Origin of the sequence: Spirosoma sp. KCTC 42546, assembly GCF_006965485.1 — a bacterium.
Classification (GTDB): domain Bacteria; phylum Bacteroidota; class Bacteroidia; order Cytophagales; family Spirosomataceae; genus Spirosoma.
On sequence record NZ_CP041360.1, the window covers coordinates 4,518,573 to 4,541,878 of the forward strand.

Sequence of the window (23,306 nt, forward strand, 5' to 3'; positions counted from 1 at the left end):
TGAAGTCAGAAGAAACTGTCATTATACATTTTCCATTATTCATTGTTCATTAAATACCGTACTGCCATTTCGTACCCCATCAGCCCAAGGCCAACCACAATGCCTTTGCATTTCGCGGATAGGTAACTATGGTGACGGAACGACTCGCGGGCATGAACATTGGAAATATGCACCTCTATGGCAGGAGCTGTTACGGCCGATAGTGCATCAGCAATGGCAATGGACGTATGCGTATAGGCACCGGCATTGATCACGATGCCATCGATATCAAAACCCAGTTCGTGAATTTTATCAATCAGTTCGCCTTCGTGATTCGACTGAAAATAGCGAAGTTGCACGTCGGGGAACTTCGCTTCGAGCGTTTCCAGGTAGTCAACGAAGGAGCGATTACCATAAATAGTCGGTTCACGCTTGCCCAACAAGTTGAGATTAGGGCCGTTAATGATCAATATCTGTTTCATATAATGTATAATGGTTAATGAATAATGTATAATGAACACTGAAAAACAGACCTTAGCCAACCATTATTCATTAACCATTATACATTATTCATTCGCTTGCTATGTGGCAAAGTTATATAAACGCCTTTAAGAACTACCTCAAACTCGAACGGTCACTGGCCGAAAATTCCGTTGAGGCTTATTTGCACGACGCCGACAAACTTCATGAATACATTCTCCTGACTGATCCGGCCCGCACGCCCATGCAGGTGACCGAAAAGGAATTGATGAATTTCCTGAAATACCTTGGCGAGTTGGGCTTATCGGCGCATAGTCAGGCACGGATGTTATCGGGTATAAAATCGTTTTTCAAGTACCTGCTGCTCGAAAACTTAATTGACCGCGACCCAACTCAACTGCTGGAAGCCCCTAAGTTGGGACGAAAACTGCCCGATACGCTCAGCTTTCCCGAAATTGAAGATATGCTGGCGGCTATCGACCTATCGACACCCGGTGGTACCCGCGACCGCGCTATGCTCGAAGTACTCTATAGCTCAGGATTACGCGTTACGGAACTATTGAACCTTCGCCTAACCAACTGTTTTTTTACCGAAGGTTTTGTACGGGTCCTGGGCAAAGGCGACAAGGTTCGGCTGGTACCCATTGGCGAGGATGCGATGCACTATACCCGCATCTATGTCGAGCATGTGCGTAGTCAGCTGGATGTTCAGAAGGGCGACGAAGACACTATTTTCCTGAATCTGCGGGGTAAACAGCTTTCTCGAATTACCGTCTTTACCACCATCAAAAAACTAGCAGAGGAAGTAGGCATCAAGAAGACAATCAGCCCGCACACCTTCCGCCATTCATTCGCGACCCACCTCATCGAAGGGGGTGCCGACCTCCGGGCAGTTCAGCAAATGCTTGGCCATGAATCCATTACCACTACCGAAATTTACACTCACCTCGACCGGGATTATTTACAGCAGACGCTCAGGGAGTATCATCCGCGGGCTGGTGGGGGTAAGTGGAATAAGTGAAGTAGGTGGAATGAGTGAAGTAAGTGGAGTACGTCAAGCAGAGGCACACTCATTCCACCTACTCCACTTATTACGACCACTTCACAAAAACAAAAAAGTCCCCGCTATCGAAGCCGACGGCGGGGAACCCCCAATCTAACTAACCCAAAACTATTTGAGACAAGTATGCCAGACTACACGTCGGCGGTGGTTTTCTCACCAACGAACTGTTGGTGTTGGTTTTTAAACAATAGATTGAACGATGTCAGGCTACCGTAAATCCGGGTGATATATTGTTGAATATTGATCTTCTCTTCATCGTCAAGTTGACTGGCGTTCACCCGCTGTTCGAGTACGCGCAACCGGTCTCGAACCATCACGATTTTATGAAAGAAGCCATCAATCGGCATTTCTTTCTGTGACAAATCGGCCCGGCCTGGTTTTAGGATGAGCTTCCCTCCTTTCCATTTATCTCCCAGCGGAACCAGTTCCGTTTGGTCAACCCATTTTTGGAGAATCCGCGTCAGGGATTGTTCTACATCAAACAGACTAACCAGATCACTGTCGGGCTCAAGGGCTTCAATGATGGTCAGGGGCGCGTCGAATTTGAGTATCTTCACGCCATGCTGAAGAAACGTAATGGTGTACCCATTGGATTTCAGGTTAATAATAACTCCATCACCAAACTCAGCATGATTAACACGGGAACCAATGCCCAATAGGGTATTCATACAACTAGGACTGTTTACAATTTACTTGTATCCTAAACAAACCCCGTGCCAGATTAAATTTTCATCATCCAACTAATTCGTATCGGTCTGTTTATGTCTCCTGTTGAACTACCCCTTCTCGCCTGTCAAACCAATGAGTTTAACTTGCCCGAAGGCATCCACTATCTAAATTGTGCTACCCGATCACCCTTTAGCAAAACTGTTGAACAAGCGGGCCACTCAGCACTTTCTCAACAGGCAAATCCCTTCGGATTACGCCCTGATGATTTCTTCAGCGGGGCCATTCGTGTACGGGAGTTGTTTGCTACCCTCATCAATTCTGATGATCCAGATAGGATCGCTATTGTACCCTCCGTATCATATGGGATGGCTGTGGTAGCCCGAAATCTAGCGTTAAAACCAGGCATTCAGGCTGGGCAGACAATTGTACTTATTGGCGATGAATTTCCGAGTGATGTATATGCCTGGGGGCGTGTTTGCACCGAGCTTGGATTAACTATAACCACCGTTGGCATGCCCGACGAATTCCCGAAAGGAGCCCACTGGAATGAACGGTTGCTCGATGCAATCGGACCCGAGACCGCACTAGTGGTTGTACCGCCCGTTCACTGGATGTACGGCATCCGTTTTGATCTGGAAGCGATTGGGCAACGGGCCCGCGAGGTTGGAGCCTGGGTTGTGATTGATGGAACCCAGGCCATTGGTGCCTTACCGGTTGATCTGGCAAAAATCCAGCCCGATGCCGTTGTTTGTGCAGGTTATAAATGGCTGATGGGGCCTTATTCGCTTGGATTAGCCTATTTCGGGCCCGCTTTCGATGAAGGTATTCCACTCGAAGAAGGCTGGATGAACCGACTCGACAGTAATCAATTTCACCGATTGATGGATTATCAACCCACCTATCGGCCGAAAGCATACCGCTATAACGTAGGCGAACACACCCATTTTCTGCAAATGCCTATGCTCGAAGCCGCCCTAACTCAGCTCATTGACTGGCAACCAGTCCGTATTCAGGCATACGCCAAAGCCCTGTTAGCAGACGCCTGGCCCCAATTGGAGCAGCTCGGGTGTCGCCTTGAACCTGAGAATGGGAGTTCGGGGCGCAGCCATCATTTAGTTGGGTTATGGTTACCCGATCAGGCCGACCCGATGGCCGTTCAGCAGGCACTCCTGAAAGAAAACGTATCGGTTTCAGCCCGAGCGCGCGTTCTACGCATAGCCCCACACCTGTACAATACACCCGATGATGTGGATGCGTTGGTTAGGGTATTGACAAGAGTGCTTTAAAGGCGTGGAGCAAGGTGCACGGAGTAGAGGTTTTTACTGGATACCCTGCTCCGTGCACCTTGCTCCCGGCTTCTAAGCTTCGTACAACTCCAGCGGCAACTCATCGGGGTCGGCGAAGAAGGTGAAGCGCCGACCCGTGTGCTCATCTACCCGGACTGGTTCCGTAGAAACACCTTGTCCGTTTAAATGCACGATGGCGGCATCGAGGTCAGTAACAGCAAACGCTACATGACGTAAGCCAGATGCTTCGGGTCGCGAGGGGCGTTTAGGCGGGTTGGGAAAGGAGAAGAGCTCAATCAGGTACTGCCCATTCAGGGCCAGATCCAATTTATAGGATTGTCGTTCCGCCCGATAGTATTCTCCCAGGATAGTAAAGCCTAATACCTCGGTATAAAATCGTTTGGAGACTTCATAGTCCGAGCAGATTATGGCAATATGATGTACAGCAGCGAGTTGAAGCATTGGCGTTAGGGAGCAAGCAACGTATCCGTTGCCATAGTGTCTGTAGCTGTGCCGTCTTTAGCGGGTAACGCGCGCTCAAGTTCCCGATGTTTGTTCCAGGGAGCGGTTGTACGTCGGGCCATGTCGATAGCCAGCAAGGCGACGACGGTTGTAAAGACAATGAAAACAACGATGAAAATGCGACGGTTACGGTTCATGTTGGTAAATGGGTAATGAATAATGGTCAATGTATAATTAAGTCCGGCTGTGCGGTCATATATATAATAGCTTTGACTAATCCATCAACACCCATTATTCATTTTTCATTATTAATTTACAATCTGTTTCGGTCCAATTTGGAACACCATACTGCCAGTTCGGCCAGAAACCTCCGCCCAGGTCAACTCCTTGAACGAAACAGCCACAACCTCTCCTTTACTCATGGAGCCAATACTTTGGTGGGTCAGAAATTCGGCCAGATAGGATACATCCGGATTATGTCCCACAATCATGGCAGCCTCCGTTGTATCGGGAAGTGCATTAATGGCTGCCAGATAGGCTTTGGGCCCACCTTCATATAATTTTTCATTCAACTGAACCTGTGCCACATCATAGCCAACCTGCTCAGCAACAACCTTTGCGGTACTTTTTGCCCTTGGTGCTGGGCTACTTATAATGATGTCGGGCTGAATGCCTTTCTCATGCAAATAACGACCGACTCGGGCGGCAGCCATAATACCATCGGAGGTCAGTTCCCGATCAAAATCAGACATAAAGATGGCTCGGTCCTCGGCTTTAGCATGACGGACGATATAGAGCGTAATTGACATACGGATAGGTTTCTCGTTGAGAGGGGTTTTGGTGCAAAAATAGAAGGTCAATTGGCATGTAACTAATTATCCGAGTTTTTGGGGATTAAAAAATGTCTGTGGGCGATTCGGACGACAATCCGTACTTTTGCACCCACAACCACCATCTGGTCGCCGTTCTAGTATGAGTTATTTACCTATTCAGCAATTATTAAAAACTGCCCCGGTCGGCACTACTGTGACCGTAAAAGGCTGGGTGCGCACCAAACGCGAAAGCAAAAACGCCGTTTTCATAGCCCTCAACGATGGCTCGACCATTAATAATATCCAGGCTGTAGCCGAAGCAGGTCAACTTCCCGAGGAAACATTAAAGCTTATCACAACCGGGGCCTGCGTTGCCGTTACAGGCCAATTGGTAGAATCGCAGGGTGCCGGGCAAGCCGTTGAAGTCAAAATCAGCGATGTGCTCATCTATGGCCCCGCCGACCCAGACAAGTATCCGTTACAACCCAAGCGGCACTCGCTGGAGTTTCTGCGCGAGATTGCCCACCTGCGACCTCGTACCAACACGTTCAGTGCCATTTTACGTATCCGGCATGCCCTGGCGTTTGCTGTCCATAAATACTTTAACGACAACGGATTCTTTTACCTCAATACGCCCATCATTACGGCCTCTGATGCCGAAGGAGCCGGTGAAATGTTCCGCGTCACGACACTTGATGCCACCAACCCACCTCTTACGGAAGATGGTAAGGTTGATTATAGCCAGGACTTCTTTGGCCGCGAAACCAACCTGACCGTATCGGGGCAGTTGGAAGGCGAGTTAGGTGCCATGGCCCTGGGTAAGATCTACACCTTTGGCCCTACATTCCGGGCCGAAAACTCAAACACAACACGCCACCTGGCCGAGTTCTGGATGATTGAACCTGAGGTGGCCTTCTATGAGCTGGAGGATAACATGAATCTGGCCGAGGATTTCGTCAAAACCGTTATCCGCTACGCCATTCAACACTGCGCCGACGATCTGGCCTTTTTGGATAACCGACTGAAAGAAGAAGAAAAAACCAAAAAGAAAGAGGAACAAAGTGAGCTTGGTTTGCTCGAAAAACTTCAGTTTGTCATTAGCAACGAGTTCGTTCGGTTGACTTACACCGAAGCCATCGACATTCTGGTCAACTCGAAACCCGCCAAGAAAGGTCAGTTCCAGTATGAAGTAAGCTGGGGTGTCGATTTGCAGTCGGAGCACGAGCGGTATCTGGTCGAAAAACACTTCAAGAAGCCCGTTATTCTAACCAACTATCCCCGCGAGATCAAAGCGTTCTACATGAAGCAGGACGAAGACGGTAAGACCGTTCGGGCGATGGATGTGCTTTTCCCCGGCATCGGCGAAATCATCGGTGGTTCACAACGCGAAGACAATCTGGAAAAACTCGAAGCCCGGATGAAGGAAGTAGGTATTGAACCGGAAGCCATCTGGTGGTATCTGGATACCCGTCGATTTGGGTCAGCACCGCACGCAGGCTTTGGTCTTGGTTTCGAGCGGCTGGTGCTGTTCGTAACCGGCATGGGCAATATCCGCGATGTGATCCCATTCCCACGCGCTCCGAAAACGGCAGAGTTTTAATTAACAGTGGAGAATGAAGAGTGAAAAATGAAGAATAACCTATTCATCACTCTTCATTCTTAATTCTTCACTTTTTTATGCTCGCACTCCCTATTTTCCTGGCAATGGCTTCCGGCTTCGTGGTCGTTGGCGTGTACACCGAACGTAAGATTTCGGCGTTTATGCAGGATCGGCTCGGCCCCATGGAAACGGGAAAGTGGGGATTGCTGCAACTCTTTGCCGATTTACTGAAACTGCTTCAGAAAGAAGACATTGTGCCCACAGCCGCCGACCGGCGATTGTTTCTGCTGGCTCCGGCGGTCATTTTCGCATCAGTATTCGCGGGCTTTGCCGTTCTGCCCCTAACGCCCGATTTGCAGGGGTCAGGCGCGTCGGTGGGTGTTTTTTACCTGATGGCCATTGTTTCGTTCGATGTGGTTGGCATACTCATGGCCGGTTGGGGGTCTAATAACAAGTATTCCCTGTTTGGTGCCATGCGATCGGTGGCACAGATCATTTCGTACGAGATACCACTTGGGCTGACCATTCTGTGCGTGGTGATGATCTGTCAGACACTCAACTTGCAGACCTTGAGTTTCCAGCAGGGCATCTACACCCACGAGACAAACTATCTCTTCGGCCTGAAAGCCCTGGGAGTTGACGTTACGGGCTGGGGTGGAATTTTCTCCTGGAATATTCTGCGAAACCCATTTCTATTTTTCGCCTACATTATCTTTTTCATTTGTACCCTGGCCGAAAGTAACCGTGCTCCCTTCGACCTGCCCGAAGGTGAATCTGAAATTGTAGGTGGCTTCCATACCGAATATTCAGGGATGCGGTTCGCGTTGCTTTACCTGTCCGAGTACGCCATGATGCTGCTGGTGTCGTTTCTAGGCGCTGTATTATTTCTGGGTAGCTGGAACACACCCCTCCCCAATATTGGTCCTGTCCGTCTCGCCGACTGGACAAGTGGCGCACCAGGCACTCTCTGGGGACAGCTCACGGGCGGATTCTGGCTTCTGTCAAAAGTCTTCTTTGCAGTACTGTTACAGATGTGGGTACGCTGGACACTCCCCCGCATTCGGGTCGATCAGATGATGCATTTGTGCTGGAAAGTGCTGACACCAATCGGACTGATTCTTCTGCTTATTTCGGGTGTTTGGCGGCTGTTAATGATTTAACCATTCGCTTCATTATAAATCCATGCGCTACACAATCGGCTGGCTCCTGGCGAGCAGCAACGGCTTATTGATGCAGGATTAGACTTGCAGCGATCCAACGTGCCGGTATGTGTTTATCATCACGCCTGTTGGGGTAACCTTCGTACTGACTAAAGCAAGTTCGCACGGGTCGACACTGTCCGAAAAAAAGCGTTTGCCCCGCCCCAGCAAGACGGGGTAGACAAGCAGCACAACCTCGTCGGCCAAGCCCTGGTCCAGCAGGACAGATGTCAGCGTTGAACTTCCCCAGACGATCAGGTCAGGACCGTCCGTTGACTTGAGGCCGCGAATACCCGCCAGGATGTCCGTGCCTAAGTCCTCAACCGGTCCCCAGGCGAGGCTGTCTGGCCTGTGAGTGGCGACGTATTTAGTCGCAGCATTCAGGCTGATCGCGATTGGACTATTCCCAGCCGTGGGCCAGTATTCGGTCCACAAATCATAGGTGTGACGACCAAGTAGCAGATCAAAAGGGTTTCCCTGTGCTTCAACGACAGCCTCTAACCCAGCCGGACTTCGATAGGATGTCGTCCAATTACCATACACGAAGTTTTCGTCGTTTTCATGCTGGATCACCCCGTCCAGTGAGATATGTTCTATGATTCTGATGGTTCTCATGTTGTTTGTTATTCGTTTACTGTTTGCACAAAGTTAGGCCAGACCAGGGACGCTCATGGGGGCCAATCGCGACAATATGAGGGCGTCTTTGAGACAATTTGCCCCTGCCCAAAATGAGGCCAGGCCACCGGAGCGGCAACAATGGATACATTTGTAAGTAGGTCAATCTAATAAAGACGGAAGGTAGAAATCTACTCGGCTTCGTCTTGATAGAAGTACGCGATCAATTACATTAGTCGCCTAAATTGTGCGCATTATGAACTCCCTCTGGCAACGATTCCGACACCGATTACACGAGATCGTCTTTGAAGCCGACACCTGGGCCGGGCGGGCATTCGATATATCATTGCTTTTTCTGATCGTATTGAGTGTGCTTGCTGTCGTTCTGGAGAGTGTTCCATCATTGGCCCGGCCATATGGTCATTTCTTTGACAAAATTGAATGGCTATTTACGATCCTGTTCACCATTGAGTACATCCTGCGGATTATTAGTATTCGGAAACCGCTTCGTTACATAACCAGCTTTTTCGGGCTTGTCGACTTGCTGGCTATTTTACCAAGTTACCTCGGCCTATTTCTGTTTGGTGCCCATGAACTGGCCGCTGTACGTATACTTCGCCTGCTACGCATATTCCGGATTTTGAAGCTGGGGGAATATACATCAGCAGCGGCCCTACTTGCTTATTCACTACGCGAAAGCCGAGCCAAAATCACCGTCTTTTTCGTGGCTATTTTCACACTGGTGATTACGCTTGGCGCTATGATGTACGTGGTAGAAGGGCGTTCCAACGGATTCGAGAGCATTCCGCTCAGTATTTATTGGGCCGTTATCACCATCACAACAGTTGGTTACGGAGATATTGTACCCAGTACACCCATGGGTAAGCTCATTGCCACCCTCATTATGCTACTGGGGTATGTCATTATTGCGGTGCCAACGGGTATTGTGGCTGTCAGCTTGACGGCTGCCAGTAAAAAGAAGGAAATCTCGACGCAGGCTTGCCCAAACTGTGGCCGTCAGGGCCATGATCCCGACGCGGTGCATTGTAAATATTGTGGTGCGGCTTTATGAGTAGTAACCGTTACCGTATAGTACCGAATAATCATCTACTATCCGTACCAATTGAACCAACTAATCCAGTAATGGTTAGACTGGTTTACGAGCAGCAAGGCGGATATTCCACCAAGTTCGTAAATTTGCACCCTTTTACACGTGTTTATGTGCGGTCTTACCAAGAAACAGTTTAATGTTCTCTACATAGGATTAGATCTTTTATAGTATTTCATGTCACTTCTTACACCTGATCCTACCGGCGATTTAGCTTGGCAAGCCGCCTGGAAATCACCCATATTCCGCAGAAAGTTCATCATCGGCATGATTGGTATTATCGCCTTACTGTCGACGTTTTCTTACTTTTTCCGAACCATAGAACAACATACGGGTCCTGTTCTGAACGATTGGTTAATTGCTCAGATTCCTCCATACGATGTGTCATTGATTATTTTCGGAGTGATCTGGGCAGCGGGTTTACTGATCCTCATCCGTGCCCGTCGGAGCCCCGCTGTGTTTATGATGTTCATCTACAGCTACATCATCATCACGCTAACCCGTATGATCAGTATCAATCTGGTACCGCTTAATCCGCCAGTTGGCCTGATTCCGATGATTGATCCGATCACCAATGCGTTCTATGGCAAGGTGTATATTACCAAGGACCTGTTCTACTCGGGTCATACCTCTACCATTTTTCTGATATTTCTATGCCTTCGTGGATGGTGGGATCGGCTACTTATTCTGATCGGTTCACTCCTTGTAGGCATTTTACTACTTGTGCAGCACGTTCATTACACGGTGGATGTATTGGGCGCCTTTGTATTCACCTATCCGCTCTACCGCCTGGGGAAATGGCTGGCCCTCAGTGGCTGGAATGAACTAAAGTTGTAAGGAAGTTTACGATTTTTGGTTTACGGTTGGCTGACGCATCAATCGTTTTCGCTGACTCACTGGGGCAGTCACCCAACCGTAAACCTAAAACCGTAAACTAAAACGCTTCACCCAATTGAAAATATAGTCCATTCGATAGACTCTGGCCCAGCCCCCAGCCATAGTCGATGCGGAGATTCAATCGTTCTTTCCGATTCAGCGCCAGACGTACTCCCCCACCCGCGGAGTACTTGACTTCCTGCAAGTTCAAATCGTTCAGGTGGTCTCCTACATTCCCGAGCCCAAAGAAACCAACAGCTCCCAATCGCCAGAACAGCGGAATTCGGTATTCAACCTGAGCGACAATCTGGTCTTTGCTCCGAAATCGACCATCGTAGAAACCTCGCATGCTATTCGACCCACCAAAACTGGCTAAACTCCGCAAGGGCACATCACCCGAGTTAAAGAAGCCATAAGCCTGTATGGCCAGCACCTGCTGCCTGTAGATCGGAATGAATCGCCGGAAATCAATTACATAATTTGTATAGCGAAAATCGGACCCCAGCAAGGGGTTAAAGTGGTTGAAATAGACTTGCAGGAACCCACCCCGATCAGGCGCAAAGGCATTGTTTCGCGAATCGTAGGTGAGACTAAGGCCCGCTCCCGAAATATGATAGGCATTACGGCCTGGTACCGCTAGCTGATCGAAAAGCTTACCGGGCTGATAATCGATGCTCAACAATCGCTGATATTCATAAACTAAGCCAGCAAAAACACGATCTTGAACTTTTCTCTGAAAATGTAGGTAAACATAATACTGTTTGAACGTGTATGACTCCTCATTTTCATTCGGAGCATTTTTACCAAGACCCCAGAATTTATCGGGGAAGTAACTGTAGGAAAGCTGGTGATTCAGAATAATCCGTTCACCAGGAAAATAAGTTGTTCCGTTTATGGCTGCAATAAATTGTTTCCGAAGTGAGTACAGGGCCAGTGCCTGGGTATTCGATGTCCGCGTTGTGAGCGTATCAGAATGCTTAAATCGAAATGTGAAGGAGCCCGCTACCCCCAATGACCAGTCTGTTTCGATAGATCGGGCGACTAATGGTAAAATTAGCGTATTTCGCGTTCGCAATAATTGGTTGGGTATGGGTTGACGCGGTACCGGAATACTATCCGACTGAGCCAATAGAGTACCCTGAATACCCATTAATAAGCTGATTAACAGCAAAACCAACCTTTTATCAAGTAAAACAGTCACAAGAACTTGAATAACCGTTAATTAAAGTCGTATTAATTAAATTGCGGCAAAGTAATCCTAAAATTGTAAATTTCGTAGATTTGGGCGTTTATTAAACCGATTAAGCCTGCGCCTATCCAACAAAGCGCGGTCGCCGGTTGGCATCAACTACGGAACCTCCGATTTGTAAACCACCGATATGAGCAAATTAAACTTGCCGCCCTTTAAACTGGGCGAAACAATTACCCCGGAACAACGCCAGTTTTTCAATAAACATGGTGTCATCGTTTTCCGTAACTTCATTGAACCCGAAACAGTTAAACTTTTTATCAGCGAAGTTGAACGAATCGAAAAAGAGTGGCTGGCCGAAGGGCGCGATAAAGTGAATGGCGTACCCTTGAAGTTTGGCCAGGATGAAGCCGGGAACCCCATGATTCAGCGGATGTGCTTTTTATCACAGCATAGCAAAGCACTCCACGAATTTTTGCAGGACCCACGCCTTCAGGCCGTTGTTGATCTGCTTCAGCCGTATGAAGGGCGAATTGCCGAAATTGAAAAAGATGGGCTTATTCTGAACCATTACATCCGCACTCCAAACAGTAAGTTCTCACAGATGGGCTGGCATACCGATAGCCCGCGTGATATTTTCCTGGGTCAGCGTATTATGCCGATGCTCAATGTAGGCATCCACCTCAACCCTACCCCCTACGAAAACGGAGGGCTACGTGTTATTCCGGGCACGCACAAACAGGGTATCTTCAAAATGTTGTTCCGCAAAAAATATTTTGTGGATAACGACCCCGACAAACACGAAATTGGTTTCGACATGAACGCGGGTGACCTATCGGTACACGATGGACGGCTTTGGCACCGGGCGCAGCAGTCTCCCTTTGTTGGCGAAGCAAGTCGTCGGCGTGTGATGTACGTACCAGTTGTTACGGGTAAGTACATGCCTAAGAATGAGCACAGCAAAACGCCATTCTACCACCGCTTCATTTCAAAAGTAAACATTTAAGTAATTACGAATTACGACCGCACGGGCGGCCCCGGTACGAGTTACGATTTTCGGCACTTCATAAATCGTAATTTGTACCGGGGCCGCCCGTGCGGTCGTAATTCGTACATCGTAATTCGTAAATGTCATACGCCCTCATTACGGGAGCCAGCCGGGGCATTGGCCTGGCCATTGCCAACGAACTGGCCCGTCAAAAATTCGACTTACTACTGGTAGCCCGATCAACCTCATTACTTCAGGAAGCGGCTCAGCAGTTAACCTCCGACCACGGCATTAAAACCGACTTTCTGGCAATTGACCTGGCCGAAGCTGGAGCCGCCCAACAGGTTTATGACTGGTGCGGCAAAAAAAAATATACGATTCAAATTCTGGTGAATAATGCGGGGTATGGTCTGAGTGGCCCCTTTGAGAAACATGCCCTCGCTGAACACACCAACATGATGCGGGTGAACATGACGGCTCTGGTCGAATTGAGTTACCTGTTTCTTCCTCAGCTTCGGCAACAATCCAAAGCGTATATTCTTAATATTGGCAGTTCCGCAGCGTATCAGGCGGTGCCCGGCCTGAGTTTGTATTCTGCGTCTAAATCATTTGTGCTGCAGTTTAGCCGGGGGCTCCACCAGGAACTTAAACGTAGTCCCGTTTCGGTGACCTGCGTTTGTCCTGGCTCCACGGACACCAACTTTGCCGATCGGGCACAGATTGGCGAAAAGGGACGCAAGGCCGCCGAGAAAGTAAATATGACCCCTCAGGATGTGGCAAAGCAAGCCGTTGATGCCATGTTTGCCGGGAAAGCTGAACTCGTAACAGGCCTGCTGAACAAAGCGGGGAAACTGATGGCCTGGCTGCTACCCAAAGGGTTAGTAGAAAAAACGGCCGGAAGCATTTACGAATAAGTTATTCGTTTTAGATAAACAAAGAGCTGTCATTATCCAGGGTAATGACAGCTCTTTGTTTATAAATTGTACTTCGCTAATGAAATGGCACTTTATTTGCCATACTACAGTTATACACATATAACTTTACAAAGACGTTGGATGCTGGACCATGCTTACTACCCTATTCCACTACTTGCCGACGTCCAACCAACACATGCAATTTTCTGATTTATCCTTAATAGACCCTATCCTCAAAGCGCTTGCTGAAGAAGGATACACCACACCAACTCCCATCCAGGAACAAGCCATACCAATTTTATTGAGCCGCCGGGATTTATTGGGTTGCGCCCAGACCGGCACTGGAAAAACAGCCGCTTTTGCTATTCCAATTCTGCAATTGCTGAACGAAGAACGCAGCAAAACACCCAATGGTCCACGGCGGATTAAAACGCTGGTGATGACCCCCACCCGTGAATTAGCGATCCAGATTGCCGAAAGCTTTGCCGCCTATGGCCGTCACCTGAATTTACGACATACGGTAATTTTTGGCGGTGTTTCGCAACATGCACAGGTAAATTCCCTCAAGGCGGGTGTCGATGTACTGATTGCTACACCCGGTCGTTTGCTCGATCTGATGAATCAGGGCTTCATATCGCTCCGTGATGTGCAGTTTTTTGTACTCGATGAAGCCGACCGGATGCTTGACATGGGCTTCATCCACGACGTTAAGAAAGTCATAACGAAGTTACCCGAACGTCGGCAATCGCTGTTTTTCTCAGCAACCATGCCGCCCGACGTAGCTAAACTAGCCGATACTATTTTACGGAATCCTGCCAAGGTTGAAGTAACACCTGTATCCTCTACAGCCGATACCATTGCGCAGGCCATGTATTTTGTGGGACGTGAAGACAAACGTAAACTGCTGGTACACATCCTGAACGACCAAAAAATCAAATCTGCTCTTGTCTTTGCCCGTACCAAGCACGGTGCCGATAAGGTTGTGAAAGATTTATTGAAAGCGGGTATTGGTGCCGAAGCCATTCACGGCAACAAATCGCAGAATGCACGCCAGCGGGCGCTCTCGAATTTCAAGAGCCGTGAAACACGGGTGCTTGTCGCAACAGATATTGCAGCACGGGGTATCGATGTTGATGAACTATCGCACGTAATTAATTACGAACTACCAAACATTCCTGAAACCTACGTTCACCGCATTGGTCGGACGGGACGGGCTGGTCATGATGGCATTGCCCTATCATTCTGTGATGCGGAAGAAACTGAGTTCCTGCGCGACATTCATAAATTGATTGGCAAGCGCGTTCCGGTCATTGAAGATCATCCGTATGTGCTTGACATTTCTACAGCTGCCGTTTCACCGGCTCCGGCACAACGCCAGGGCCAGAATCGGAATGGAAATCGGCAAGGTGGCGGTGGCCGCTCAACAGGATCATCCAATCAGGGATCGTATCGGCGCGAGGGTGGCAACAACAGCCGCCAGGCCGATTCATCTGCTGGCGGAGGTCAGCCCCGGACTAACCAAAGTCGGCCTGCTCCTGCTAATCAGGAGCGGAGCACACCATTCCGGCGTGATGGCGGGAACTCCAATCAAAGTCGGCCTAGTGGTACCAACGCGGAACGCCCAAGTCGGGGCACCGGCAATAGTCGGTTTAGTAATACAAGTTCCGACAAAAATTATTAGAAAGTAAGTGGTGCCGCCTGGAGTCTGCTTTGAGAAACAGACTCCAGGCGGCACCACTTACTTTTTTAATGTATTCTGCTCCAGATAACATCTGGGGCTTTTTTATTTTCCGGCCGTCAGCACTTTCTGCATTTGCTCAGCCACAAACTGATTCCCTGCTTCGTTCAGGTGAACACGGTCGGTGGTTAAAATGCCCCGGTCTTTATTTTCGGGGTTATTTTTTAGATCATACGTTAAAAACTCCTTTCTCAAGTCAACCACAGGCAGATCCTGCCGTTTGGCAATATCACGAATAAACTGGCTGTATTGGTTTAAATCGCCATCCTGTTGGTTGGTCATATCCGTTTTTTCGCCAATAGCAGCTGGTGTGCAAAGGACAACACGAATATTAGCCGCCTTCAGCTTCTTCACTACAGCCTCATAGAACTTCACGAATTTATCAGGATCTGTGCCGGTGCCGGAGGTAGCCTTATGCCAGACATCATTGACACCCACCCAAATCACGACGACATCGGGCTGTTTTGCCAGTACGTCATCATCCATACGCAGGAACAAATCATAAATTTTATTCCCACCAATTCCAGCGCCAATCAGTTCAAATTGATCGGCGGGCATTGATTTTTTCAGGCGGTCAATATAACCACCCGGATTTACTCCGGCCTGGGTAATGGAGTCACCAAAGAAGATGACGCGAGTGGGTTTAGCCGCGCTCATGGCGAGCAAACCAGCGGTTAACAGGAAAAGCAGAGATCGATAAACTGTAGTCATAGTTCTTAAAGCAGTAAGGGAATTACCATTACTCATTTATACCTTCCATCACAGGATAAGTAAACCAATGTTACCTAAATAGTTTCTTTTCGTCTGATGGTTGATTGAGTCAATAATCGCCTAAAATTAGACCCTAGCCTGAAATCAGGCAACTACGAAAAACAAAAAACGATGAGAGGCCTAAACAAAGTAACACTAATTGGCAATCTGGGTAAAGACCCCGAAATTCAGCAACTCGACGGGAATATCAGCGTCGCAAAGTTTTCATTGGCTACTACCGAATCCTACAAAGATGATAAAGGCCAGGTGCAGTCAAACACTGAATGGCACAGCATTGTGGTTTGGCGAGGCTTAGCCGACTTAGCCCACAAGTACCTGCACAAAGGCAGTGCCGTGTATCTGGAGGGCAAACTCAAAACGCGCCAGTTTGAGGATAAAGAGGGGAATAAAAAATATGTGACGGAAATTATTGGCGACAGCTTTATCATGCTCGATAAGCCTGAGCACGAAGCCTAGCTTAAACTAACTTACCTTAAGCCGTACCTTATTTACTACACACAATGCAGTAAATAAGGTACGGCTTTCAATTGATATAATTCTCTGATTATCCATCAACTATAGCCAATAAATCAGGGCTGCTAGTGCCATAGTTGATGGGATGAGCTCTGTCAAATCGTTTACGTTCCACTTATATTTGGCATACGAATGAGGCTTAAAGCAAAAATATACCTTTACAGATTTCCATTCATTTCCAGCAATTTCCTTCGGATTATAAAATGAAAATTTGTGTAGCGCAGACAAGACCAGTCAAAGGCGACATTGAACGCAATCGTATCAGGCACGAGGAATTGATAGCCCTTGCGGTATCCAATGAAGCTGATATCATAATTTTTCCTGAACTCTCACTAACAGGTTATGAGCCACAGCTGGCAAACGAATTAGCAACGGATCAGAACGATAGCCGGTTTGATAGTTTTCAGAAAATCAGCGATACCAACAACATAATCATTGGTATTGGTGTGCCAACTCAGACTCCTACAGGCATTTGTATTAGCCTCGTTATTTTTCAACCTAATCAAGTCAGGCAAACGTATTCAAAAAAATACCTGCACGCCGATGAAGTACCCTTTTTCAAAAGTGGCCAAAATCTCACAGGCTTACTTGGTAACGAAGCTGCTATTGCTTTAGCCATTTGTTATGAGCTTTCGGTTCCAGAACATGCCGAGGACGCGTTTAAGCAGGGGGCTAAAATTTACATAGCTAGTGTAGCAAAGTCTATAGAAGGTGTTGAAAAAGCCACCCAACGTTTAGCTGAGATTGCCGCCACCTACTCCATGACCGTATTCATGTCAAACTGCGTTGGACACTGCGATGATTTTGACTGTGGTGGAAAAACGTCTATCTGGAATACAGGTGGCTTACTGGTTGGGCAACTAAATGACAGCAGTGAAGGCATTTTGCTTATTGATACCGAAACACAGGAAATAACTGAGCGGATTCTTTACACAGAACGCTAACCTCTTAATTTCCAACACACCTCCGCCAGCGCTGTTTCATCACCTACATTGCCCGGAAAAACTACATACATAATGCCCGGAAATTTACTTTTCACATCCATCTGCCAGACAGGAACACCGGGAATTATAGGCCCAAGAACAAGGGCTTTTTCGGCAGAGAGTCCCTTTGAGGCCAGATCACTGGACGTAATCCCCCCTTTGGCAACAATAAATTGGGGGCGCACACTGATCCCATTCAGGATGTTGACGAGGAAATCGGAGACAAGCGCATTAATCGTCAGACTACTTTTTGTATCCTGTCCAACTTCCAGTTTACGACTGGTATGAATAACTACGTTTTCTCCAGAGACAAGCCACTGATCCGCTTGCCTGCTTATGGCTTCAGCTTTCGAAACCAGTTCCGTTGAATGCAGAACCTCACCAACGTTTACTTCAATAGATTGATATATTCCTGTTGCCAGGAGAACATTCAGTTGGCCAGTTGTTTTAGGGACATGAGACCCTACTAGTACGAGTGAACCCGTAGGAGATTCTACGTCCTCTATTTGGGGAACAAAGGGTTTGCCAGATTCCATCCCGGCCCGGATCGGTACCAGCGTTGCTGAACTCCGGTATAAAAATTTCTTCCCTGATTTTTCGGCTACCAGCAAGCCCATTACCGCTACCTCCAGGTCTCTGTAACTGGCGGCATTGATAATACAGACGGAGCCCCTGGCACAAGCGTTCAATTTATCACCAACCACTTCTGGTCCTCCCTTTCGTATATCGTCAATTGAAACAGACTTTACGTCTGATGCCTTAATCCGTCCCCTGGTTTTTTCTTCTACCCATAGTTTCAGGTTTGAATTTTTGTAGCCAAACACCACATCTTTGGCAAATGGCGTATCGGAAACAGGCACCAGCTCCTCATTCTCTACCAGATAATGAACATCATCCAGGGTGAACCGACCGCCTTCAATAAAGGCTGGCACCAACACAATAACAGCGTCCTCTATAGCCAGCGTTCGGGCAATAGCCTCTACTTCGGCGGGAAAATGGCCTCTTAAGGTGGAGTCACTTCGGCTGATCACGACGATCTCCCGTGCGCTATCGGTAGCAGCCTGCTGTACGTTAGTGCCTATTTCCTCAATAAGCTCAACTGCTTCCTGTTCGGGCAGACTACGCGAATTGGTGAGGATAAATAAAATTGACGGCTTTTTCTTCAACTCCTCCGTAATCAACTCCACCCGCCAGGATGTAAGTACAGGTACATCGTAACAGGTTTGGGTGCCGGTCGGATCGTCGTCGAGCACAATAATTGTTTTTCCGCTCTTACTAAACGCTTCGCGAATAGACACAAGCATATCTTCCGGGTAGTTGGTAGGCAGTTGCGCCATTTTCTGATGTACATTCACAACCATTGACAATTTTTAGTAACCCAATACAATACGTGTTTAACCTCATAAATTTGGCCACGCTCCCGTAACCAATAGGAGTTTTTCGGGTAAACCTACTTTATAAGGAAAACAGCCTGCTGATTTCCTTTTATGCCGACATCCTGTTAATCATAAAAATCAGCGTTCAAACAAGTTAACACGATGCAACTAATCATAACAGGAGGAGCCGGATTCCTTGGTCAACGGCTGGCTAAAGCACTCCTAAACAGTTCGGTCGTTTTTGATGCATTACTTCTGGTCGATATTGTGCTGCCTCTCAACCCAGGCAATGACACAAGAGTAACGTGCCAGCAGTTAGATTTATCGGAAGAAGGAGTCGCTAAAAATCTCATCACGAACCAAACAGGGCTTATTTTCCATCTGGCTGCTGTGGTGAGTAGTCAGGCAGAAAAAGAGTTTGATTTGGGCTGGCGGGTGAATCTTGATAGCACCCGATACCTACTGGAAGCCTGTCGCTGTCAACATCCGGGTATTCGGTTTGTGTTTGCCAGCTCCCTGGCTGTCTATGGCGGTCAGTTGCCTGCTATTGTCGATGACCTCACCGTTGTTACGCCACGGTCATCCTACGGAGCCCAAAAAGCCATGGGCGAATTTCTGGTCAATGACTATAGCCGAAAAAACTTTGTGGATGGGCGCGTGTTGCGATTACCAACCATTTGCGTTCGGCCGGGTCGACCCAACCAGGCAGCCTCTTCATTTGTCAGTAGCATTATCCGTGAACCCATTCATGGGGAGGAAGCTATCTGCCCTGTATCGCCCGAGCTGGCCCTCTGGCTCTCGAGTCCAGACACTATTATTGACAACATTATTAAAGCAGCTACGCTACCCGGCACTGTCTTTGGCGACTGGCGTACGGTAAATCTACCGGGTATTGGTGTCACTGTGCAACAGATGCTTGACTCACTTGAGCGAATTACGGATCAGGAAACACGCGCCAGAGTCCAGTTCAAACCCGATCCAGCCATTAACGCCATTGTAAGCAGTTGGCCTGGTGTTATCGATAACTCGAGGGCTCTTCAACTCGGGTTCAGGGTTGATAGTCATTTCGATCAGTTCATTACCCAATTTATTGCTCAAACTAACGTGTAACTTGTTAGTCTGGGTTTACAATGCACTCTTTGTTATCTATACAACCCGCTCAGCCAAAACCGGACTGTTTCGAATGGATGCCTGATGCAGAAAAAATAGTTTCATGTCTGCCTCCAGTAGTAAACTGGGTTCGGGAGTAATCAAAAATCCGGTCGCGGTTCGGATCGCGACGATTAATCCCTCGGCCAGGTTATCGTCAATAAGTTGTTGCAACGGAAGTCCCCGGTAATCTTTGGCCAATTTGTTAATCTCCTTCACATCCATAATGGAGCCATTTTCGACATTACCCGTCAGATAATCGAGAAACTCCATAATATCGGGCCGACTGACAATACTGGCCATATGGGCACCGCCAATCTTGTCGGGCATAACAACGTTGTTAGCACCCGCTTTCCGTAATTTGTTCTGGGCAGAGTAGTGCGATGCGCGGCTAATGATGGTTAGTTTATCATTCAGGCTGCGAGCACTGAGCACAATAAACACATTATCGGCATCCGTTGGCAGGGCGGTCAATAAGGCCTTCGCACGTGTAATTCCGGCTTTTAAAAGGGTTTCATCTTCAGTGGCACTCCCAATCACATAGAGCAGCGACGCGTCTTTAGTCTCGTACGTACGGATACGTTCTTCATTTTGCTCGATAACAATAAACGGCACTCTGTGCTGGCGCAGGGTAATAGCCGCTTCCTGACCGCTACGCCCAAGGCCACACAGAATCACATGGTTAGCGAGTGTGTCTATCTGGTTCGCCATTTTCCGTTGTTTAAAATAGTGGGAGAATTCGCCACTGGCAATGTATTGGGTAATAAGGGCCAGCGCGTAGGCAAAGGTTGTAAAACTGGAAATCAGTAAAAAAACAGTAAACAGCCGCCCGGCTGGCGATAGAGGTCTCACTTCGGTATAGCCTGCCGTTGTAATGGAAATTACGGTCATGTACAGGGCATCAACAAAATTGTATTGCTCGATAGACATGTACCCCGCAATTCCCAAAATAGAAATGCCCAGTATAACCAACAAAGGGGAAAGGAGCGAGAAGGGCTGCTTTAATTTCGATAACACGCTATTTTTTGGTATATAATTTCAAAATTATTTAAAATATAGAACAAAAAAGATGAGTTAAGTCATTAAATAAAAATAGTATCTCCAGAACCCTTCTTTTCTTCCAACGTTTATCAACTAATCAAAATAGCATCCTCTGAGCAACGTAGACGTCACATACGCACCGATTACAGTTTATCTGAGATCAATGTGTAGTCTACCTACCGCTTACACGATTTTGACCCTAAAATGGTGACTAAAAGTTAAAGCATTAGTCAATAAAGCGTACATATTTCATTAATTACGTTCCTAATGCGGTCATTTTCTTGTGTCTTGTTTTTGATAGTTAGCATCCTCATCAGTAGCTGTACCGAGACCCAAAAGTCCCATTTAGCAACATCGACAGAAACTAAACCGACATCCATTCAACATACGGGAGACTCCTACCAGCTCTTACGGTACGGCAAGCCTTATTTCATTCAGGGAGCGGGGGGCGTAAGCCATTTGGCTCAGTTAAAAGACTGTGGAGGCAACTCGATTCGCATCTGGGATGATCTGGAGGCAGGTTCTATTTTGGACCAATCCGAGAAACTTGGATTAACGGTATTCTTTGGCCTTTGGGTAGAGCGGGAACTGGAAGGGTTCGATTATGATAACCAGGAAGCTGTTGACCGGCAGTATGAACGCATTCGTAAAATCGTACTCAAATACAAAAACCATCCTGCGGTACTCATGTGGTGTGTGGGGAATGAATGGGCAATGGAAGCGAGTAACTTCCGGGTGTATGACGAAGTAAATCGACTTGCCGCTTTAGTCCATGAACTGGATCCAGACCATCCGGTTGCAACCGTTATTTCGCCTGATAGTGAACGGGCTATCTGGCTCGTTCAGGAACGTTGCCCAGCCATTGATGTGTTGGCCCTTAATTCCTATGCGTTAACGGAAAAGCTACCTCAATTTTTAAAAAAAGGAGGATGGGATAAACCTTATCTGATTTCTGAATATGGAGCCCAGGCCTATTGGGAAACACCCGTCACCCCCTGGAAAGCGCCTATCGAGCCTACCAGTCAGGAGAAGTATGATTTTGTGAAAAAATTCTATCGCCAGTACATTGGTTCACGCCCTCCAAATTGTTTAGGCGCTTATTTATTTTATTGGGGCTTTAAGCAGGAAGAAACCCATACCTGGTTTAATGTATTCGATGATCAGGGCCGGGCCACGTCATTGGTGGAATTAATGCAATTGCTTTGGTCGGGGAAACAAACGCTCAATAAAGCTCCCGTTGTTAAAGGGCTGTTGATTGATGGAAAAGCAAGTACTTACCAATCGTATATACCCTCAGTTGCCGCTCATCAGGCCCAGATTTTGACCAGTGATCCCGAAGGAGATACCCTAACCTACTATTGGGAAATCAAACGGCGTGCTCAGTTTTCGGCAGATTATGCAGGAACACCACTTCCCGCTTTAAAAGGGTTGATACAGAACCCTAACCAGTCTGCTATTTCATTTAAGTTGCCAACTAAGCCCGGCGCTTATCGTCTGTTTGCTTACGCCTACGATACACATAGACATATATCGTCAGCCAATTTTTCCTTTGAAGTAAGGCCGTCCGATTCGGCTAAAGATGAGTAAGTCCATTTTCCCACTAAAGCGTTTCCTCTTAATTGACACAGTATATGCGAACTATTACTGGCTTGGCCAAAAAGGCATTAGGTATCCATCCGCAACAGGGCGTAAATCCACTAAAGAACCTGACACATATTGGTTCCCATTTTCATGGGTATCATGTACCCAGCAATTTTCTGACAAGTGAGTCAATTTGTTACTGCATCGGAGCGGGTGAGGATATTTCGTTTGACACCGAATTAAAAGTTATTTACGACGCGCAGGTGTTCATTTTTGACCCAATGCCAGAAGGTGTCAATCATTTCCGTAAACTGAAAGAGTTTACCAAAAATCAGCAGCCCCTAACGATTGAACCAACCGTACCGTTTACGTACCGAATCTCAGAAAAACAGGTAGAGGAGATTACGTTTGTTGAAATTGGTGTTTGGGATCAGAAAACGAACCTGAAGTTTTTTGCCCCCGAGCGTGACGATTATGCCTCGCACTCGCTTTATCTATTCCAGGAGTCCAACGACTATATTGAGGCTCCCGTCGACCGGCTAAGTAATCTGATGAACATGCTGGGACACAGCAGCCTGGATGTAGTCAAACTGGAAATTGAAGGGGCTGAATATACCGTAATTGATACGATTGTTAAAGACAAGCTAGATATCAAAATAATCCTGGTGGAGTTTGACGAAGTTCATAATGCCAACGATAAATCGTTCCACTTTCGGATTAAAAAAACCTGCAAAAAATTAAAAGAAGCAGGGTACGTACTGGTCCATTCTACCCACAACTTAAAGCGGACATTTATTCGGGAAGATGTCTATAAGTCGCTAAAGAACCAGGAGAATCTGCCCGTGAATTTCACAATCAACAAAGCAGCTGACTATTCATCGGCTCCAATTACTTCACGATAAAAACGGGTCAAC

General features: G+C 47.4%; 24 protein-coding genes. 14 read left to right on the forward strand and 10 right to left on the reverse strand.

The genetic code is table 11. The features are described 5' to 3' along the window. Positions 1-35 precede the first annotated feature (35 nt). Positions 36-461: a type II 3-dehydroquinate dehydratase gene (gene aroQ, locus EXU85_RS18495; protein ID WP_142773503.1), complete on the reverse strand. Its 426-nt coding sequence runs from the start codon at positions 459-461 to the stop codon at positions 36-38. A gap of 101 nt (positions 462-562) precedes the next feature. Here aroQ and xerD point away from each other — a divergent pair, with 101 nt between their 5' ends. Next, a complete protein-coding gene (gene xerD, locus EXU85_RS18500) occupies positions 563-1,480 on the forward strand; it encodes a site-specific tyrosine recombinase XerD (protein WP_142773504.1) in 918 nt (305 codons plus the stop codon). A gap of 173 nt (positions 1,481-1,653) precedes the next feature. Here the strand turns inward: xerD and EXU85_RS18505 are convergent, their stop codons facing one another. Continuing rightward, complete coding sequence (locus tag EXU85_RS18505) at positions 1,654-2,190, reverse strand: hypothetical protein (RefSeq protein WP_142773505.1); 537 nt, start codon at positions 2,188-2,190, stop codon at positions 1,654-1,656. Positions 2,191-2,283: 93 nt separating this feature from the next. Between EXU85_RS18505 and EXU85_RS18510 the strand changes: the two genes are divergently transcribed. Then, positions 2,284-3,477, forward strand: a complete 1,194-nt coding sequence (locus EXU85_RS18510) for an aminotransferase class V-fold PLP-dependent enzyme (RefSeq protein ID WP_142773506.1) — start codon at positions 2,284-2,286, stop codon at positions 3,475-3,477. 72 nt (positions 3,478-3,549) lie between these two features. On the opposite strand, the gene EXU85_RS18515 is transcribed toward EXU85_RS18510, so the two are convergent. The 3 genes from EXU85_RS18515 to EXU85_RS18525 form a co-directional block, all read right to left on the reverse strand. Continuing rightward, positions 3,550-3,939, reverse strand: a complete 390-nt coding sequence (locus EXU85_RS18515) for a VOC family protein (RefSeq protein ID WP_142773507.1) — start codon at positions 3,937-3,939, stop codon at positions 3,550-3,552. A gap of 5 nt (positions 3,940-3,944) precedes the next feature. Further along, the gene (locus tag EXU85_RS18520; RefSeq protein WP_142773508.1) at positions 3,945-4,136 is read right to left on the reverse strand and encodes a hypothetical protein; all 192 of its coding nucleotides are present in this window, start codon (positions 4,134-4,136) and stop codon (positions 3,945-3,947) included. A 111-nt stretch (positions 4,137-4,247) separates the two neighbouring features. Continuing rightward, positions 4,248-4,748 carry a histidine phosphatase family protein gene (locus EXU85_RS18525; RefSeq protein ID WP_142773509.1) on the reverse strand — a complete coding sequence of 167 codons (501 nt, stop codon included), beginning with the start codon at positions 4,746-4,748 and terminating at the stop codon, positions 4,248-4,250. A 163-nt stretch (positions 4,749-4,911) separates the two neighbouring features. On the opposite strand from EXU85_RS18525, the gene asnS reads away from it, so the two are divergent. Both asnS and EXU85_RS18535 read left to right on the forward strand, forming a co-directional pair. Further along, positions 4,912-6,351, forward strand: a complete 1,440-nt coding sequence (gene asnS, locus EXU85_RS18530) for an asparagine--tRNA ligase (RefSeq protein ID WP_142773510.1) — start codon at positions 4,912-4,914, stop codon at positions 6,349-6,351. Positions 6,352-6,428: 77 nt separating this feature from the next. Continuing rightward, entirely contained in the window at positions 6,429-7,511 is a 1,083-nt protein-coding gene (locus tag EXU85_RS18535; protein WP_142773511.1) for a complex I subunit 1 family protein, read from the forward strand. 78 nt (positions 7,512-7,589) lie between these two features. On the opposite strand, the gene EXU85_RS18540 is transcribed toward EXU85_RS18535, so the two are convergent. Continuing rightward, a complete protein-coding gene (locus EXU85_RS18540; RefSeq protein ID WP_142773512.1) occupies positions 7,590-8,165 on the reverse strand; it encodes a dihydrofolate reductase family protein in 576 nt (191 codons plus the stop codon). Positions 8,166-8,421: 256 nt separating this feature from the next. On the opposite strand from EXU85_RS18540, the gene EXU85_RS18545 reads away from it, so the two are divergent. Together EXU85_RS18545 and EXU85_RS18550 are read left to right on the forward strand one after the other, a co-directional pair. Next, positions 8,422-9,237 (forward strand): ion transporter, encoded by an 816-nt coding sequence (locus EXU85_RS18545; RefSeq protein WP_142773513.1) that lies wholly within the window; start codon positions 8,422-8,424, stop codon positions 9,235-9,237. Between the two features lie 213 nt (positions 9,238-9,450). After that, positions 9,451-10,110, forward strand: a complete 660-nt coding sequence (locus tag EXU85_RS18550; RefSeq protein ID WP_142773514.1) for a phosphatase PAP2-related protein — start codon at positions 9,451-9,453, stop codon at positions 10,108-10,110. 97 nt (positions 10,111-10,207) lie between these two features. Here EXU85_RS18550 and EXU85_RS18555 read toward each other — a convergent pair whose 3' ends face one another. After that, on the reverse strand, positions 10,208-11,299 hold the full coding sequence (locus EXU85_RS18555) for a BamA/TamA family outer membrane protein (protein WP_142776760.1): 1,092 nt from the start codon (positions 11,297-11,299) through the stop codon (positions 10,208-10,210). A gap of 229 nt (positions 11,300-11,528) precedes the next feature. On the opposite strand from EXU85_RS18555, the gene EXU85_RS18560 reads away from it, so the two are divergent. The 3 genes from EXU85_RS18560 to EXU85_RS18570 all read left to right on the forward strand — a co-directional run bounded on the left by EXU85_RS18560 (position 11,529) and on the right by EXU85_RS18570 (position 14,921). Next, entirely contained in the window at positions 11,529-12,344 is an 816-nt protein-coding gene (locus EXU85_RS18560) for a phytanoyl-CoA dioxygenase family protein (RefSeq protein ID WP_142773515.1), read from the forward strand. Positions 12,345-12,466: 122 nt separating this feature from the next. Further along, positions 12,467-13,240: an SDR family oxidoreductase gene (locus tag EXU85_RS18565; protein ID WP_142773516.1), complete on the forward strand. Its 774-nt coding sequence runs from the start codon at positions 12,467-12,469 to the stop codon at positions 13,238-13,240. A gap of 196 nt (positions 13,241-13,436) precedes the next feature. Then, entirely contained in the window at positions 13,437-14,921 is a 1,485-nt protein-coding gene (locus EXU85_RS18570; protein ID WP_142773517.1) for a DEAD/DEAH box helicase, read from the forward strand. 102 nt (positions 14,922-15,023) lie between these two features. On the opposite strand, the gene EXU85_RS18575 is transcribed toward EXU85_RS18570, so the two are convergent. Next, a complete protein-coding gene (locus EXU85_RS18575; RefSeq protein ID WP_142773518.1) occupies positions 15,024-15,689 on the reverse strand; it encodes a GDSL-type esterase/lipase family protein in 666 nt (221 codons plus the stop codon). 171 nt (positions 15,690-15,860) lie between these two features. Here EXU85_RS18575 and EXU85_RS18580 point away from each other — a divergent pair, with 171 nt between their 5' ends. Both EXU85_RS18580 and EXU85_RS18585 read left to right on the forward strand, forming a co-directional pair. After that, on the forward strand, positions 15,861-16,205 hold the full coding sequence (locus EXU85_RS18580) for a single-stranded DNA-binding protein (RefSeq protein ID WP_142773519.1): 345 nt from the start codon (positions 15,861-15,863) through the stop codon (positions 16,203-16,205). A 260-nt stretch (positions 16,206-16,465) separates the two neighbouring features. Then, a complete protein-coding gene (locus tag EXU85_RS18585; RefSeq protein ID WP_142773520.1) occupies positions 16,466-17,206 on the forward strand; it encodes a carbon-nitrogen hydrolase family protein in 741 nt (246 codons plus the stop codon). Here the strand turns inward: EXU85_RS18585 and EXU85_RS18590 are convergent. Then, positions 17,203-18,606, reverse strand: a complete 1,404-nt coding sequence (locus EXU85_RS18590; RefSeq protein WP_142773521.1) for a four-carbon acid sugar kinase family protein — start codon at positions 18,604-18,606, stop codon at positions 17,203-17,205. The two genes, EXU85_RS18585 and EXU85_RS18590, sit on opposite strands and share 4 nt — an antisense overlap. 177 nt (positions 18,607-18,783) lie before the next feature. Here EXU85_RS18590 and denD point away from each other — a divergent pair, with 177 nt between their 5' ends. Further along, entirely contained in the window at positions 18,784-19,731 is a 948-nt protein-coding gene (denD, locus tag EXU85_RS18595) for a D-erythronate dehydrogenase (RefSeq protein ID WP_142773522.1), read from the forward strand. 36 nt (positions 19,732-19,767) lie between these two features. On the opposite strand, the gene EXU85_RS18600 is transcribed toward denD, so the two are convergent. Continuing rightward, positions 19,768-20,787 carry a TrkA family potassium uptake protein gene (locus tag EXU85_RS18600; protein WP_142773523.1) on the reverse strand — a complete coding sequence of 340 codons (1,020 nt, stop codon included), beginning with the start codon at positions 20,785-20,787 and terminating at the stop codon, positions 19,768-19,770. 291 nt (positions 20,788-21,078) lie between these two features. Between EXU85_RS18600 and EXU85_RS18605 the strand changes: the two genes are divergently transcribed. Together EXU85_RS18605 and EXU85_RS18610 are read left to right on the forward strand one after the other, a co-directional pair. After that, the gene (locus tag EXU85_RS18605) at positions 21,079-22,398 is read left to right on the forward strand and encodes a glycoside hydrolase family 2 TIM barrel-domain containing protein (RefSeq protein ID WP_142773524.1); all 1,320 of its coding nucleotides are present in this window, start codon (positions 21,079-21,081) and stop codon (positions 22,396-22,398) included. A gap of 44 nt (positions 22,399-22,442) precedes the next feature. Then, positions 22,443-23,294 carry an FkbM family methyltransferase gene (locus EXU85_RS18610; protein ID WP_142773525.1) on the forward strand — a complete coding sequence of 284 codons (852 nt, stop codon included), beginning with the start codon at positions 22,443-22,445 and terminating at the stop codon, positions 23,292-23,294. Positions 23,295-23,306: the final 12 nt, after the last annotated feature.